Genomic DNA, 14,323 nt, shown 5'->3' on the forward strand with positions numbered 1-14,323 from the left:
TTTCGAAGACAAACTGCACGATCTGCATACTCAGGAGAGGGGCTGGCGTGCTACTAGAGCGCGTAGCACCTCGAGGGTCAGTTGGGGTGGGAGTTCCGCGGCGGTGCGGGCGCCGCAGCTCAGGCCGCGCAGGACGGTGGCGGCGAGGGCTTCGGCCGTGGCCGGTTCGTCCATGACGCCGCCGGAGCGGCGGTCCAGGTAGGCCTCCAGGCGCGGCACGGCCACGTCGATGGCCTTGCGGAAGAAGTCGTAGGTGGCCAGCCAGCGGGTCGCCAGATGCGCCGGATGCATGTCCCAGCCCTGGTAGTAGCCGCGGGTCAGGGCCCGGCCGACCAGCCGATGATGGTTGCGGATGGCGAATTCCGGGTCGCCGTCCGGCACGATCTGGGTGGATCCGTCGCAGATCCACACGCCGGTCTGGGCCGCCGCCACCTGCATCACCGACTTGGCGAAATCGGCGGCCGGGTGGTCGAGGGCCTGATCGGTGGCCGCGACGCCGCACGCGGCGGTGTAGTCGTAGGTGCCGAAGTGCAGGGCGCTGCACCGGTGCCCGGAGGCGGCGATCATCTTGGCGATCGGCGCGGTGCCGTCGGCGGCGATGATCGCCTGCGGGCTCTCGATCTGCAGCTCGAACCGCAGCGTGCCCTCGGCCAGGCCGGAGCCCCGCTCGATGCCTTCGCACATGGCCGCGAGCGCGGTCGCCTGCCCGGCGGACCGGATCTTCGGGACTGTGAACACGAACCCTTCGGGCACTCCGCCCATGCTGTCCAGCACCAGTTCGAGGGTGCGCAGGGCGCGGCGGCGCTCGTTGCCCGCGAGACCCTTCATCCGGATGCCGAAGCTGCCGGGCGCGCCTTCGTTCCCCCAGGCGGCCAGCACAGCCCCCGCGTTGGTCGCCGCCGCGTCCTCCTCGGCGTCGTCACGGAAGCCGTAGCCGTCCTCGAAATCGATCCGCATGTCCTGGATCGGTTCCTGCTCCAGCCGGGTCCGCACGGCGGCCAGGGAGCCGGTGGCGTCGAGCTCGGACAGCAATGCCTGCTGGCTATCGAGCAACTCGACAGCGGCCGCGCCCCATTCCTTCGGCGTCTCGACGGTCGCCCGATCAGCGCCGACGTAAGCCGTGTGAATCGGCTGGTCACGGCTGGTTGGGCCGGGGTAATGGGCATGCAGTTCGGCGTCGACGGAATCGAGCATCGCCTCGATCCTGGCCCGGACATTCTCCGGCAACCGCGTGGACGTCACCCTATGCTCTCCTTCTCACATTGCGCGCCGGATCCGGTCCACCGTCAGCGGCGACCGACCCGGCCGTACTACGTAAGCATTCCGGATGGCCTTCACGCATGTGGGAGCGGCCCGTCTCACACCTGGTCGCCGGTACGATTCCGGCCGCCGCCCGCACCTCCCCCGGCTCCGCGCTGGGCAGCGGCCGACCAGCGGCTGGGAGCGTTCAGCACTGCACGAGCACGCCGCCGCCGATGCCGAGTAGTGCCAGCGCCGCCGCACCGGACAGCACCGGCGCCAGGCGGCGGAGACGAGTATCGAATTCACGCCGTGACCGCCGCGGCGGCGCGGCGGACTCCGGGCCGGACCGCCGGCTCCGCCAACGGCGGACGAACGCGATCGTGCTGACGATTATCGTCGCTATCAACATTTCGGAACTCCTTATGCGCTAGGCGAATTCACGGCAACCGGTCGGTCGACCCGGCCTTTGGGGCCAACAACTCCGTACTGGACCAGGCTTTCCGCGGTGTCGAGGATCGATTCGCGGACCGGTCGCATGGTCCAGCCCAGTTCGCGGTGCGCCTTCTCCGAGCTGAGCTGTTCTCTTACGCCCAGCATCGGCAGGGTCAGGCGAACGCCCTTGTCGAACAGGGCGATCGTGCGCACCAGCAGGTTCGGCAGTGCCCGGGTCGGCACCTTGTAGCCGCGCGGGCCGAATTCCGCGGCGAGCACGCGGCCCATATCTTGCATCCAGACGTGTTCGCCCGCGGCCACGTAGCGGTTGCCCGCCGCCGCGGGGACCTCCCTGGCCAGGCGGTGCACCACCGCCAGATCGCGCACGTCCACCACGGCCCAGCCCACCCGGGGCGACCCCGGGTCCGTGCCCGCGAGCAGCCTGCGGATCGGTTCGTGCGAGGTGCTGGTGGCCGCCGATCGCACGGGGCCCAGCACCATTCCCGGGTTCACCACGACGAGTTCGAAGCGCTGATCGGCGGGCAGGGATTCGACGTAATCCCAGGCAGCGCGTTCGGCGAGGGTCTTGCTCTTCTGGTACGGCGCGCACTTGGCCACCACCGACCAATCCGCCTCGGTGCGGACCGCGTCGTGGTCGGCATGGCCGTGCGCGATGGCCGCGATCGACGAGGTGAGGACCACCCGGCGCACGGTTCCGCTCGCGGCGGCCGCGCGCAGCACCCGCAGGGTGCCCTCGACCGCCGTGGTGATCAGTTCGTTCTCGTCGTCCGGCAGTGTGGCCGGAAACGGCGAGGCGACGTGGAAGACGGCTTCGCAGCCGGAAACCGCCGCTTCCCAACCAGTTTCGCGGTCCAAGTCGGCCGCGACGAATTCCAGGTCGCCCCCGATGCGCTCGGCCGCCTCGGCCAGGTGCGCCCGCTTCCCCGTCGCGTTCAGGTCGCGCACCGTCGCACGGACCGCGTAGCCGTGTTCCAGTAGTTCGCCGATGACATAACCGGCGACGAATCCCGTTGCGCCGGTGACTAATACACGTGTGCTCATGATGTCCGTCCAATCTCGCGGCCGCCATCTGAGCGCCGCTCAGATCATTTAAGCACTGTTTAGATTGATCGTCCAGAGCTCGTCGCCTAGGCTCGCCTGGTGACGCGGACCAGCTACCACCACGGCGCGCTGCGCGACGCGCTGATGGACGCCTGCCTGCGCCTGATCGAGACCGAGGGCATCGCGGCGGTGAGCCTGCGCCGGGTGGCCCGGGAGGCGGGCGTCAGCACCGGCGCGCCCTACCACCACTTCGCAGATCGAGCGGCCCTATTGGCGGCGTTATCCGCCAACGGCTTTCAGCGACTCGGAGCCGAGCTGACCGCCGCGCGCGCGGCAGCGGACGCGCCACTGACGGCGCTGACCGCACTGGCCGAAACCTATGTGCGGTTCGCCCGCGAGCAACCCGCATACTTCCGGCTAATGTTCCGCCCGGAGCTCTCCCAGCCCGAGAAGCACCCTGATGCCGCGGTCGCGGGCGAGGCCGCCTTCGACGTGCTGGCCGAGGCGGTCGGCGACTGCGTGGCGGCCGGGCTGATCCCCGTGGAGCGGGCGGACACCGTGTCGGTCGCCTGGTGGGGCATCGCGCACGGACTGGCCTCGCTGTGGCTGGACGGTCAGCTCGAGAAACGGGCAGGGCTGATGAACACCACCGCATCGGATCTGGTGGAGAACATCATTCAGGCCTGCACGGGATTGACGCGCGGCACCACGACATAGTCGCTCACGCCACCCAGGCGGGTCCCGGGTCGGGGGCGTCGCCACGGGCGACGGTCGCGTGGATGAGACCGTAGGGCCGGTCGGCGGCGTGGTAGACCTCGCCCTTGTTCTCGATGCCGAAACGGCCCAGGTCGTAATCGAAGTGGTGCTTGTTCGGGGCGGCGAGCCGAACCTCGGCGAGGAACGGATAGGCCTCCAGCGCGGCCTTGCCCATCTCGAAGAGCGTCTGCTGCAACGCTTTCGAGTGCTGCGTCGCGAAGACCTCGACCATGCGCTGCCGGATGCCGGTGTAGGCGGCATCCCAGTCGACGCCCGCGGTGGTCGCGAAACGCCATTGGGCGACCAGCGAAGTCGCCAGCATGCGGTCGGAGGTCGGCTCCAGGACGGTGAATTCGTCGACCAGGAAATCGGCGAACTCGGATCCGGTGGACTTCAGGATCACCAGATCCTTGACGCCGCCGATGACCCAGGCCCGCTGCTGATCGCCCTTGCCCGCCACCGTGATCGTCGCCGTGCGCACCTCCGGACCCAGCCGGGTCCAGGTGTGATCGTGCGGAGTGCCGTCGACCGAGACCCGCTGCCAGGCATACTCTTCGATTTCGACGCGGGCACTGTGCACCGGTTCGGTCCGGTCCACGAGATGCCGCGCCAAAGCCAGCCCGTAGTCCTCGATCGGCTGCAGCCCAGCGATTTTCGCGAACGCGTAGGCGGTCTGCTTCTGGGTGTCGGTGGGCAGCACCTTCGACTGCTCGCCGGCGGTGTAGGCCGCGGCGAAGTCGCCGCGCAGCACCGTGGAGACGTTCACGTCGCGGATCTCGTGGCGTGAGCTGTCCCGGTACACCCGGACCACCCGGTTCTCGGCCTTGCCGTATCGGTTGTCGGACAGCACGATCGGGCCGGTCAGTTCCATGGTCAGCTCCCTCGATAGGTGGAGAACGCGAACGGCGACAGCAGCAGCGGTACGTGATAGTGCCGCTCCTCGGTGACGACGAAGGCGATGGTGACTTCCGGGAAGAAGGCGTCCACCTGCAGTGCGGCGAAGTAGGCGCCGGTGTCGAACACCAGCCGGTAGGTGCCCGGCGGCAGGTCCGAACCCAGCTTGCCGATGCGCCCGTCGGAGTCGGTGGTCGCCGAATCGAGCTGGTCCGGACCGGCGTGCAGCGCGACGCCGACCCCGGCGGCCGGAACACCGCGCACCGCGTCCAGCACATGCGTGCTCAACGTACTCATGCGGCACCGCCCAGCAACCGCGCCAACCGGATCCGGTTGATCTTCGCCAATTCTGTTCGCATGACCTGCCTTTCGGTCGCCGGATCGTTACCGAGCCGGGTGGTCAGAATGTCGAGCAATTCCGCGCCGGACTTACCGGTCGCGCACACCAGATAGATGTGGCCGAATTTCTCCTCGTATGCCCGATTGCCCTCGGCCAGCGCCATATGCACCGTATCCGCTGCCCCGGCGACTCCGGCCTGTTCCCGCGCCGACGCGGCGGAATCCGGCCGCGCGCCGATTCGCGGATGCCCCGCGAGCGCCTGATCGATCTCCGATTCCGGCAATTCCGCCAAAGCCGCATCGGCGGCCGCGAACAATTCCTCCTCGTTCCCGAATGGCCGGGCGGCGACAATGGCCCGGGCCCATTCCGGCGCGGAGCAACAGGCAAGCAATGCCTGCGTCGCCGCCGGCTCGGGCAGCGCGTTCAACCCCGCGAGACCACTCTCGTCTGCCATCGGTCCAGCATCGATTACGGCCCGCCCGTTCGCTAGCCGACAGGCGCTAGATCACATCCGGTGTGTTTCGAAATATCCCGTTAAGGTCGGCTCTCGGTAACCCCCCGGAAATGGCTCTCGGACTACCGTGTGGCGCATGGCCGCATCCCACTCTCCGGACCGCGCCCGAGCGCGCGGCACCGGCGGTGCGCTCTCCCGAGCTGTGTCGCACAACACATCTGGGCGGCTCATTGTGCTCGCGCACAATCACTGGACCTCCATATCCTCCGAAACGGCAGGAGATTCAGGGGCGCGCACCTATTCGGTCGCTCGAGCAGATATGGTGTGCGTCACGTGCGACGATTTGGCGACGGGGAATCGATCGTGATTTCCCGGCAGCGGACGCATGGGTGGATCGGAGCTAGACAGTGCGCGACATCGTCGATGACCTTTTGCGGGTGTGGCATTCCGGCCGGACCGGGGGCTTGGCCACCATCGTTCGGACCGTCGGATCCGGGCCGCTGACCGTCGGAACCGCCCTGCTGGTGGATGCCAACGGCGCCGTCTACGGCTCGATGCTCGGCGGCACGGTCGAGCACACCGTGCACCAGGCCGCCGTCGAGGCCGCCCGGACCGGAGCCCGCGGAATGCACCGTTTCGGTGTGCCCGCGAGCGAGACCGGCTCCAGCACCGGCGGCATGGTCGATGTCTTCGTGGAACCCTTCTCCCGGCGTGACTTTCCCGAATTCCCCACTATCGCAGCCGAAATCGCGGCGCACCGACGGGTCACCCTGTTCACCGTGGTGTGGAATCCGGACCCGGACCTGATCGGCCAGCACCTGATCACCGACAAGCGGCACAACACCGAACTGGTGGCGCTGCCGGATTCGGACCTGTTCGTGGTCTCCTTCGCGCCGCCGCCGCGGCTGATCGTCTTCGGCGCCAACGCGACCGCCGCCGCGCTCACCACCCAGGCCCGACTACTCGGGTACCGGGTGACCATCTGCGATTCCCGCGAGACCTACGCGACCCCCGAGGCTTTCCCGGGCGCCGACGTCGTGGTGGATTGGCCGCACCGGTACTTGAATACCCTCTCCGCGGCGGGCGAAATCGATTCCAGCACAGCCATAGTCGTCCTTTCCGGCGACCCGAAATTCGAAATCCCTTTGCTCACCGTCGCTTTGCGGCTACCCGAGCTGGGTTACCTCGCGGCAGCAGGCACTTACGCCGCACACACCCGCCGCATGGAAGACCTGCGCGCCGGCGGTTTCGACGAGCAGACCCTGGCCACCATGCATTCACCCGCCGGGCTTGATCTGGGCGCCCGCACCGCCGGTGAGATAGCACTGTCCATCGCCGCCGAACTGCTGGCCGCTCGCTCGGGCCGCACCGGCCAGAGCCGATCACCGCGCACCGCGCCACCCACCGACCAACGCGCGTTCGACACCGCGGAGCAGGCGTTCATCACGGCCCTGTGACTACTTCAGTCCCGGGTTCTCCGCGTACACCTCACGCAACACCGACATGTCGAACAGCTGATCGGCCTTGATGTCGATCTTCGCCGACCGCAGTGCGGCGATGTTCTGCTCGATCAGCTGCTCGGTCATGGTGAGCAACCCGTTGGCCGCGGTGTCGGCCGAGACCACCAGATCGTTCTGCGCCGTAGCCTCTTTCGTCTGCTCGGCGAGATCGAGTTTCTGGTCCTTGCCGTAGATCTCGACCGCCAGACGCGCGGATTCCGCCGGACTGGCCACCGCGTCTTTCCAGCCCTTGATCTCGGCGGCCAGGAACGCCTTCAATTTGTCGCGCTCGTTGTCGATGGTGGACTGCTTGACCGTCAGCGTCTCCGCCACCAGCGGCAAGTTGAAGTCGGCGAACAGGAAGTTGGCGTTCGCGAAACCTTTGGCGGCCAGGGTGATCGGTTCATTGGTGACGTAGCTGACCCAGCCGTCCACCTCACCGTTGGCCAGCGGGGTCGGGTCGTACTGCGCCGGCACGATCGTGACATCGCTGGGCTGCATGCCATTCGCGGCGAGCAGCGCGCTGAAGATCAGCTGGTTGGTGTCCTGCACACCGATGCGGCGGCCCTTCATCTCCTGAGGCGACCTGATCGGCTTGCCCGCGGAGCTGACGATGCAGAACGGGTTCTTCTGGAAGGTGGTGGCGACGATCTTGGCGGGCAGGCCCGCCAGGATGGCGGGCGCGGTGGTCTGCGGCGCGGACAGGCCCAGCCACACCTTGCCGGTATCCAGGCCCGCCTCCACCGAGGTAGCCGCCGCGCCACCCGCTACCAGGTTCACCGAACCGAACCCGGCCTCTTTGAAATAGCCCTTCTGGTCGGCGAAGTACTCGCCGGCGAACTCGATGTTCTTGATCCAGGACAACTGGATGGCGACGGACCCGTGCTTGGAGCCGTCGGGCGTGCTGCCGCCCGGGGCGTCGGCGGTGTCGGCACCGCAGGCGGCGAGCAGTCCGGCGCCCCCGAGGGCGGCGCCGGTCAGCGCGGAATAACGAAGGAAGGAGCGACGATTCAGAGCCGTCCCGAACGAAGAACGTTGCACGGGGTTCATGGGCTGAATCTAGGTCGATTCCGTTTCCATCAGTTTACTGTCAGGTTCCAGACGTCAGCGTCGTCCGGCCTCGGGGCCGAAGCGCGCCAGGACCAGGTTCTCGATCACGCCGACGATGGCGTACAGCACCACCGACACGATGGTGACGATCACGATCGAGGCCCACAGCTTGTTGTACTGGAAGGTCGGAATAGCCCGGATGATCCCGGCCCCGAGACCTGTTCCGCTGCCCAGCCATTCCCCGATCAACGCGCCGATCAGCGCGCCCGGCACCGAGATTCGCGCCGCCGCGAACACCGACGGCAGCGCGGCCGGCAGCGCGACCATGCGCAGACCTGTCCAGCGCGAGCCCCCATATGCGGCAACCACATCCATGGCCTGCCGGGGCGCGTCGCGCAACCCGGCCATGATCATCACCAGCGCCGGGAACAGGACCACGATCGCCGCCATCACCGTCACCCCACCCAGCCCCCGGCCGAAGATCAGCACGATGATCGGGGTCAGCGCCACCAGCGGCACCGACCGCAGGATCAGGGCCACCGGCATGAAGGTCTGTTCGACGGTCGCGAAGGAGACGAACAACGCTGCCGCGACCAGGGCCACCGTCATGCCGACGGCGAACCCGATTCCCGCGTCCCGCAACGTGATCTGCAGTTCGTCGCCGATCACCCGCCGTGCGTTCGCCGCGCCGGGCGCGGTGACCAGGTACCGCCAGATGTCGCTCGGCGACTTCCCCACCCGGGGCCCGACCTGAGGGAACGCCTTCAGGAAGACGGACCAGATGACGAACATCAACAGCATGGAGGTGAGCAGCGGGAACAGGAATCGCCCGATCCTGCGCAGCGCGTTCATCGGGCCTCCTGCGCGGTCCACGGGGCGACCAGCCTGGCCACCAGCGCGACGACGAGATAGCCGAGCCCGGCCAGCGCGGCCGCCGCCAGCGCCATGCCCCAGGTGCGGGGCACGTTGTACGCGGTCTGCGCGGCGGTCAGAGCAACACCGATGCCGCTGTCCACGCCGCCGAGATACTCCCCGAGGATCGCGCCGAGCACCGCGGACGGCGCGGCAATCTTCAAGGCGGCGAAGGTATTCGGCAGTGCCGAGATCAACTGCACCCGGTAGAGCTGCTGCCAGCGGCCGCCGCCGTAGGCGCGCACCAGATCGAGACTGGTCCGGTCTGCCGAACGCAAGCCCGTAACCGTGCCGACCATCGTCGTGAAGAAGCAGTACATCGCCGCGAGAAACACCGTCGGAGTGCGTCCGCCGAACACCACCAGGATGATCGGGCCGAGCGCGAGCAGCGGTGTGCAGTAGCTGAGAATGGCCAGCTGGGTGGCCAAAGACTCGATCGGCGGGATCAACATGATCAGGATTGCCAGCCCGATCGCGAGGGCATTGCCCCACACGAAGCCTTGCAGCGCGCCGAGCGCGGTGATCTCGAAATTGGGTCCGTAGAAGCTCCACCCATCGGTGTACATGGTGTACAGCACACGCCATGGACTGGGAATGGTGCCGCCCGCGACGCCCATCGCCGCGACGATCCACCACACACCGACCAGCGCTGCCACACCGAGCAATCCGCCCCATGCGAAGCCGGACCGCGGATCGCGAAATCGGTTGCGCGCGATCATGCGACACCACCCTTGCCGGAGGTGCCGAACAGGAGCTCGGAGAGGTAGTCGTGCAACTTGTGGAACTCGGGGGTCCGCATCATCTCCGGGAGTCGCGGGCGGGGCAGGTCGATCTCGACCAGTTCCAGCACCCGGCCGGGACGCGGGCTCATCACGGCGACGACGTCGGACAGGAACACCGCTTCGGCGATGCCGTGCGTGACCATCAGTGTGGTGGCGGGCTTTTCGGTCCAGATCCGCAGCAGTTCCAGGTTGAGTTTCTGGCGCGTCATGTCGTCGAGGGCGCCGAAGGGTTCGTCGAGCAGCAACACGGTCGGCTTCACCACCAGGGCACGGGCGATCGAAACCCGTTGGCGCATACCGCCGGACAGCTGCGCCGGTTTCGCCTTCTCGAATCCCTCGAGGCCGACCAGTCGCACCAGGTCCGCGATCTGGTCCGGATCCGGTTTCAGCCCCGCGACCTGCAACGGCAGCTTGATGTTGGATTCCACCGAGCGCCAGGGCAAGAGCGCCGAATCCTGGAAGGCGATGCCCAGTTCATGGCGGCCGACCAACTGCGCCGGAGTCAGCCCGTCGATCAGCGCTTTGCCCGCGGTCGGCTGCTCCAGGCCCGCCAGGATCCGCAGCACGGTCGACTTACCGCAACCCGACGGTCCCAGCAGCGACAGGAAGGCCCCCTGATCGGTATGCAGATCGACCGAGTCCAGCGCCTGCACGGTTTCGCGGCCGACCCGGAAGGATTTCGTCAATCCGCTGATATGAATCCCGGTGCCTCCCGGGGCCTGCTGTAAATCGGGGCCGATCTCCGTGCTCATGCCGGTCACCCTAGAAGGGACCCGTTGCACGGATATTGCCGATCGCGCCGCCAGATTGCGTGAGCGTTACGCCAGGCGCTGCCGGAAGGGTTCGGTGCGGCTGGTAGTTGTACCTCTGGTGAACCCGATATACGCGCTACTCGACGCCAAACTGCATATCGCGGGCTCGGAGATTCTGTGGCGTGAGGTCATCGGCAACGGGTTCGGGCTGGCCTCGGCGGTCGGCGGGATGCGGCGGCGGGTGTGGGCCTGGCCGGTCGGTATCGCCGGTAACGCGCTGCTGTTCACGGTGTTCGTCGGCGGCATCTTCAATACGCCGCAGCAGCTGAACATGGCGGGGCAGGCCGGGCGGCAGCTGATGTTCGTCGCGGTCAGCGTGTTCGGCTGGTATCAGTGGTACCGCCATTCCCGCGAAACCGGACTGGAGCATCGGGGCGTCGATCCGCGCTGGGCCACGGCCCGGGAACGCGGATTCCTGGTGCTGGCCATGCTGCTCGGCACGATCGTCTTCTCGCAGCTGTTCGAGTGGCTCGGCTCCTACGGTCCGTGGGCCGAGGCCTGGATCTTCACCGGATCGGTGCTGGCCACCTACGGCATGGCGCGCGGCTGGGCGGAATTCTGGTTGATCTGGATCGCGGTCGACATCGTCGGTGTGCCGCTGCTGCTGAAGGCGGGCTATTACCCCTCGGCCTTCCTCTACATCGTCTACGCCGGTTTCGTCGCCTGGGGTTTCAGTGTCTGGGCCCGCTCGCTCCGCCCGGCGCAGCCCGTGCAGTCCGGCTAGACCAAGTCCACCCGGACACCCGCGGCACGGATTTCGGCCACGACCGCGGGGTTGGCGTCGGTGTCGGTGACCAGCACATCGATCTGGTCGATGCCGCAGATGCGAGCCAGCGCGGTGCGCTCCAGCTTGTCGGCGGTCGCCACGACCAGGACCTGCCGGGAGCGGCGCACCATTTCGGTGGTGACGCCCGCCTCGTCGATGTGGCGGCATTGCGCGCCGCCGTCGGCGGTGATCGCGTTGACACCGAGAATCAAGGAATCCAACCGCAATTCGGCCAGCGCGCGCTCGGCCAGCGGCCCGTGCAGTTCATAGGATTCCCGCCGCGCGACACCACCGAGACAGATCGTGCGCAGGTGCGGCCGGAGCACCATCTCCCCCGCGATGTTCAGCGCATTGGTGACGATGGTGAGCTGATCACCACCGGCCTCGGCGAGGTCGGTGCGGCCGGCGAGCGCGCGGGCCACCGCGGTGGTCGTGGTGCCGCCGTTGATGCCGACCACCGAGGACGGCTCGACCAGCCCCGCGGCGTGTTCGGCGATGCGCTGTTTGGCTTCGCCGCCGGTCTGCCGGTAGCGGGCGGGCAGGTCGTAGGCGACGGACGTGGCGACCACGCCGCCATGGGTGCGGGTGGCCAGCTGCTGTTCGGCGAGCGCGGTGAAGTCGCGGCGCACGGTGGCCGGGGACACGCCCAGCCGCTCGGCGGCCTCTTCCACGGACAGCCGCCCGGTCTCCGACAGCAACTCCAGCAGTCGGTTCCAGCGCTGGGAGCGGTCGATCGGCCCGGTCATCGCGTTCCGCTCCGACGCACTGGCATCTCCTGTTCCACGGAAACAATCTGACCACACGCGGCGGCGCCGCCCGCGCGAGGCAACGGGCTCAGTGCGGGCAGAGGCCGCAGTTGACGAAAAACGCTACCTCCTCGCAGATTTCGTCGAGCGAGATCGACGCGTCCGGCACGGTGGTCTGCACCAGCTCCTGGGCCAGCGCATGGACCGATCCGATCACCGCCAGCGCGAACAGATCGAAGCGCCGGGACTTGATCTCGCCGCGTTCGACCGCGCGCCGGGCCTCGCCGACCAGCAGGGAGGCCAGTAGCCGCCGCTGTTCCCGGCGCCACTGCTCGACCGCCGGGCTGACCCCGACCACTTCGACGTAGAGCACCCGGGCCGAGCGCTGATTCGCGCAGGTCACGGCGAGATAGGAGCGGAAGGCGTCGATCACCCGGACCGCCAGTGCCGCCCCGCGATTGCGGGTGAGCGAGGCTATCGCCTGGTCGACCGCGGACGAGGAGATCCGATTCGCCAGCGCGATCAGCAGGGCTTCGCGACTGCCCATATCTTCGTAGAAGCTGCGCGTGGACACGTTCGCGACAGTGCACAACCGTTCGATGGGAGTGGTCGCGTATCCCCGGGTGCCGAACAGTTCGAGGGCGGCATCGATCAGCCTGGTCCGGCGCTGGGCCACCCGCTGTTCCTTGGACAGTCCAGCGTAGTTGCGTCCACCCCTCGGGTCCCCGGCCACGCATCGAGTTTACCGCGCGGACCGGGCCTGACAGGGGTGCGGACAAGCAGTTGACCGCACCCACTCCGTTGCGCGGCAACATATCTCGATCACTTCACGCTGCCGGCGGTGAGCCCGGCAACGAGTCGCTTCTCGATGAGCGCGAACAGGATGACCACCGGAATGATGCCGACGGTGGAGATGGCGAACACGTAATGCCATGCGGTGTCGTACTGGCCGACGAACTTGGTGAGCGCCACCGACAGCGGCTGGTTCTCCGGCGTGGTCAATACCACCAGGCTGGCGGCGAATTCGTTCCAGCAGGCCACCACGGTGAAGATGGTCGCGGTGACGATGCCCGGCCACACCAGCGGCAGACTGACTTTGGTGAGGATCTGCCAGCGGCTGAGCCCGTCCAGCTGCGCGGCCTCTTCGATTTCCACCGGCACCGAGGCGAAGAAGCTGTGCAGGATCCACACCGCGAAGGACAGGTTGAACGCGGCGTTCACCAGGATCATGGCCAGCCAGGTGTCGTTGATGCCGAGGGTGAAGAACTCCCGGATCAGGCCGGTCACCAGCACCGTCGGCTGCATCATCTGGGTGATCAGCACCAGGCCGAGGAAGACCGCGCGGCCCGGAAAGCGCCGTCGCGCTGTGTAATACGCGGCGGGAATGGCCACCACGAGCACCAGCACGGTGGCGAACACCGAGATGATGACGGTGCTCGCGAGATTGAACGGCAGCGGCGTCTCGGGGGTGTCCCACATGGTGGCGTAGTTGTCCGGATGCCAGGACTCGGGCAGATATGTCGGCGGGATGCGCAGCATTTCGGCCGCGCTCTTCAACGAGCCGAGCACCATCACCACGAACGGCAGCAGGAACACCGCGGCGATGACGATGCCGATCACCGTCAGGCCCCAGCGCCGGCGCGCAGGCTTCGAGACCACGGGCGGCGCCGGTGAAATCACCTGGGCCACCGGCTTTTCGGTCACTGAGTTCGTCACGCGTCGACCTCCCGCGTCGGCTTGATCACCTTCACGTAGATCGCGATGATCGCCATGATCAGCACGAAGTTCAGCACGCTCATCGCGGCGGCCGTATCCAGCTGCTGGTTCTGCTGAATCAGCTTGAAGGTCAAGGTTGTTGTGGTGTCCGCGCCGAAACCCGCGATGCTGCCGGTGAGCACCTTCAGGATCGGCAGGGAATTGAACGCGTTGATGATGTTGATGATGGTGGCCACCGCGATGGCCGGACGCAGTTGCGGCAGCAGCAGATGCCAGTAGCGCTGCCACGGACTCGCGCCGTCGACCCGGCCCGCCTCCACGATCTCGGCCGGAATGCCCTGCAGCCCAGCCAGAATCGTGTAGGTGGTGAACGGTATCGAGACGAACACGCCCACCACGATGGCGACGATGAACGCCTGCATCGGCTGCTTGGTGAATCCGTAACCGCGATCCAGTATTCCGATGTCGACGAGGAACCTGTTCGCGATCCCGACATCCGGATCGAGCATGTAATAGAAGATCGTCGTGGTCATCACCACCGACGCCGCCCACGGCACCAGGATCGCCATCCGCACCGCGGTGCGGCCGGGGAACTGCTTGTTCAGGAATTGCGCCAGCGCCGCCGACAGCACCAGGGTGATGCCGACGACCGCCACCACCCAGACCACGGTGTGCAGCAGCACCGAGCCCAGTTCCTCGATCTCGAACAGGGCGCGGTAGTTGCCCAGCCCGGCCGAGCCCCGGTCCTGGCCGTACTGGCTCAGGTCCCGGGTGCTCGTCCACAGCATGTAGCCGACCGGGAAGGCGACGATCGCGATGATTAGCACCAGGGTCGGACCGATCCAGGGCAATGCGCCCAA

Annotated in this window: 17 protein-coding genes; 3 read left to right on the top strand and 14 right to left on the bottom strand. The window is 67.4% G+C overall.

Going from position 1 to position 14,323, the window contains the following annotated elements:
- Window positions 1-30: 30 nt before the first annotated feature.
- The 3 genes from IBX22_RS15060 to IBX22_RS15070 form a co-directional block, all read right to left on the bottom strand.
- The gene (locus IBX22_RS15060) at window positions 31-1,242 is read right to left on the bottom strand and encodes a DUF6986 family protein (protein WP_309234623.1); all 1,212 of its coding nucleotides are present in this window, start codon (window positions 1,240-1,242) and stop codon (window positions 31-33) included.
- Between the two features lie 205 nt (window positions 1,243-1,447).
- On the bottom strand, window positions 1,448-1,651 hold the full coding sequence (locus IBX22_RS15065; RefSeq protein ID WP_194816197.1) for a hypothetical protein: 204 nt from the start codon (window positions 1,649-1,651) through the stop codon (window positions 1,448-1,450).
- Between the two features lie 11 nt (window positions 1,652-1,662).
- Window positions 1,663-2,736, bottom strand: coding sequence for an aldehyde reductase (locus IBX22_RS15070; protein WP_194816198.1), 1,074 nt, complete (start codon window positions 2,734-2,736; stop codon window positions 1,663-1,665).
- Between the two features lie 99 nt (window positions 2,737-2,835).
- On the opposite strand from IBX22_RS15070, the gene IBX22_RS15075 reads away from it, so the two are divergent.
- On the top strand, window positions 2,836-3,453 hold the full coding sequence (locus IBX22_RS15075) for a TetR/AcrR family transcriptional regulator (RefSeq protein ID WP_194816199.1): 618 nt from the start codon (window positions 2,836-2,838) through the stop codon (window positions 3,451-3,453).
- A 4-nt stretch (window positions 3,454-3,457) separates the two neighbouring features.
- On the opposite strand, the gene pucL is transcribed toward IBX22_RS15075, so the two are convergent.
- The 3 genes from pucL to uraD are packed head-to-tail and all read right to left on the bottom strand — an operon-like array spanning window position 3,458 to window position 5,180.
- Window positions 3,458-4,363, bottom strand: coding sequence for a factor-independent urate hydroxylase (gene pucL, locus IBX22_RS15080; RefSeq protein WP_194816200.1), 906 nt, complete (start codon window positions 4,361-4,363; stop codon window positions 3,458-3,460).
- Between the two features lie 2 nt (window positions 4,364-4,365).
- A complete protein-coding gene (gene uraH, locus IBX22_RS15085; RefSeq protein WP_194816201.1) occupies window positions 4,366-4,683 on the bottom strand; it encodes a hydroxyisourate hydrolase in 318 nt (105 codons plus the stop codon).
- Window positions 4,680-5,180, bottom strand: a complete 501-nt coding sequence (gene uraD / locus IBX22_RS15090) for a 2-oxo-4-hydroxy-4-carboxy-5-ureidoimidazoline decarboxylase (RefSeq protein WP_194816202.1) — start codon at window positions 5,178-5,180, stop codon at window positions 4,680-4,682. The genes uraH and uraD overlap by 4 nt, the downstream gene beginning before the upstream one ends.
- A 407-nt stretch (window positions 5,181-5,587) precedes the next feature.
- On the opposite strand from uraD, the gene IBX22_RS15095 reads away from it, so the two are divergent.
- Entirely contained in the window at window positions 5,588-6,637 is a 1,050-nt protein-coding gene (locus IBX22_RS15095; protein WP_194816203.1) for an XdhC family protein, read from the top strand.
- On the opposite strand, the gene IBX22_RS15100 is transcribed toward IBX22_RS15095, so the two are convergent.
- The 4 genes from IBX22_RS15100 to IBX22_RS15115 are packed head-to-tail and all read right to left on the bottom strand — an operon-like array spanning window position 6,638 to window position 10,175.
- Window positions 6,638-7,729, bottom strand: coding sequence for an ABC transporter substrate-binding protein (locus IBX22_RS15100; protein ID WP_194816204.1), 1,092 nt, complete (start codon window positions 7,727-7,729; stop codon window positions 6,638-6,640).
- A gap of 54 nt (window positions 7,730-7,783) precedes the next feature.
- Window positions 7,784-8,581 carry an ABC transporter permease gene (locus IBX22_RS15105; RefSeq protein ID WP_194816205.1) on the bottom strand — a complete coding sequence of 266 codons (798 nt, stop codon included), beginning with the start codon at window positions 8,579-8,581 and terminating at the stop codon, window positions 7,784-7,786.
- On the bottom strand, window positions 8,578-9,360 hold the full coding sequence (locus IBX22_RS15110; protein WP_194816206.1) for an ABC transporter permease: 783 nt from the start codon (window positions 9,358-9,360) through the stop codon (window positions 8,578-8,580). The genes IBX22_RS15105 and IBX22_RS15110 overlap by 4 nt, the downstream gene beginning before the upstream one ends.
- Window positions 9,357-10,175: an ABC transporter ATP-binding protein gene (locus IBX22_RS15115; protein ID WP_194816207.1), complete on the bottom strand. Its 819-nt coding sequence runs from the start codon at window positions 10,173-10,175 to the stop codon at window positions 9,357-9,359. The genes IBX22_RS15110 and IBX22_RS15115 overlap by 4 nt, the downstream gene beginning before the upstream one ends.
- A 118-nt stretch (window positions 10,176-10,293) precedes the next feature.
- Between IBX22_RS15115 and pnuC the strand changes: the two genes are divergently transcribed.
- A complete protein-coding gene (gene pnuC, locus IBX22_RS15120; RefSeq protein WP_194816208.1) occupies window positions 10,294-10,959 on the top strand; it encodes a nicotinamide riboside transporter PnuC in 666 nt (221 codons plus the stop codon).
- Here pnuC and IBX22_RS15125 read toward each other — a convergent pair.
- From IBX22_RS15125 to IBX22_RS15140, 4 genes are all read right to left on the bottom strand, one after another.
- On the bottom strand, window positions 10,956-11,747 hold the full coding sequence (locus tag IBX22_RS15125) for a DeoR/GlpR family DNA-binding transcription regulator (protein WP_194816209.1): 792 nt from the start codon (window positions 11,745-11,747) through the stop codon (window positions 10,956-10,958). The two genes, pnuC and IBX22_RS15125, sit on opposite strands and share 4 nt — an antisense overlap.
- An 88-nt stretch (window positions 11,748-11,835) precedes the next feature.
- Window positions 11,836-12,480, bottom strand: coding sequence for a TetR/AcrR family transcriptional regulator (locus IBX22_RS15130; RefSeq protein ID WP_194816210.1), 645 nt, complete (start codon window positions 12,478-12,480; stop codon window positions 11,836-11,838).
- Between the two features lie 89 nt (window positions 12,481-12,569).
- Complete coding sequence (locus IBX22_RS15135; RefSeq protein WP_309234624.1) at window positions 12,570-13,463, bottom strand: carbohydrate ABC transporter permease; 894 nt, start codon at window positions 13,461-13,463, stop codon at window positions 12,570-12,572.
- Window positions 13,460-14,314 carry a carbohydrate ABC transporter permease gene (locus IBX22_RS15140; RefSeq protein ID WP_228538822.1) on the bottom strand — a complete coding sequence of 285 codons (855 nt, stop codon included), beginning with the start codon at window positions 14,312-14,314 and terminating at the stop codon, window positions 13,460-13,462. Before IBX22_RS15140 ends, IBX22_RS15135 begins: the two co-directional genes overlap by 4 nt.
- Between the last annotated feature and the right edge of the window lie 9 nt (window positions 14,315-14,323).

Source organism: Nocardia sp. XZ_19_385 (assembly GCF_015355755.1).
GTDB lineage: Bacteria > Actinomycetota > Actinomycetes > Mycobacteriales > Mycobacteriaceae > Nocardia.

Coding starts and splice junctions, on each gene's coding strand:
- IBX22_RS15070 (WP_194816198.1), bottom strand. CDS start 2,736: ATGAGCACACGTGTATTAGTCACCGGCGCAACGGGATTCGTCGCCGGT.
- uraD (WP_194816202.1), bottom strand. CDS start 5,180: ATGGCAGACGAGAGTGGTCTCGCGGGGTTGAACGCGCTGCCCGAGCCG.
- IBX22_RS15065 (WP_194816197.1), bottom strand. CDS start 1,651: ATGTTGATAGCGACGATAATCGTCAGCACGATCGCGTTCGTCCGCCGT.
- IBX22_RS15125 (WP_194816209.1), bottom strand. CDS start 11,747: ATGACCGGGCCGATCGACCGCTCCCAGCGCTGGAACCGACTGCTGGAG.
- pucL (WP_194816200.1), bottom strand. CDS start 4,363: ATGGAACTGACCGGCCCGATCGTGCTGTCCGACAACCGATACGGCAAG.
- IBX22_RS15115 (WP_194816207.1), bottom strand. CDS start 10,175: ATGAGCACGGAGATCGGCCCCGATTTACAGCAGGCCCCGGGAGGCACC.
- uraH (WP_194816201.1), bottom strand. CDS start 4,683: ATGAGTACGTTGAGCACGCATGTGCTGGACGCGGTGCGCGGTGTTCCG.
- IBX22_RS15110 (WP_194816206.1), bottom strand. CDS start 9,360: ATGATCGCGCGCAACCGATTTCGCGATCCGCGGTCCGGCTTCGCATGG.
- IBX22_RS15100 (WP_194816204.1), bottom strand. CDS start 7,729: ATGAACCCCGTGCAACGTTCTTCGTTCGGGACGGCTCTGAATCGTCGC.
- IBX22_RS15105 (WP_194816205.1), bottom strand. CDS start 8,581: ATGAACGCGCTGCGCAGGATCGGGCGATTCCTGTTCCCGCTGCTCACC.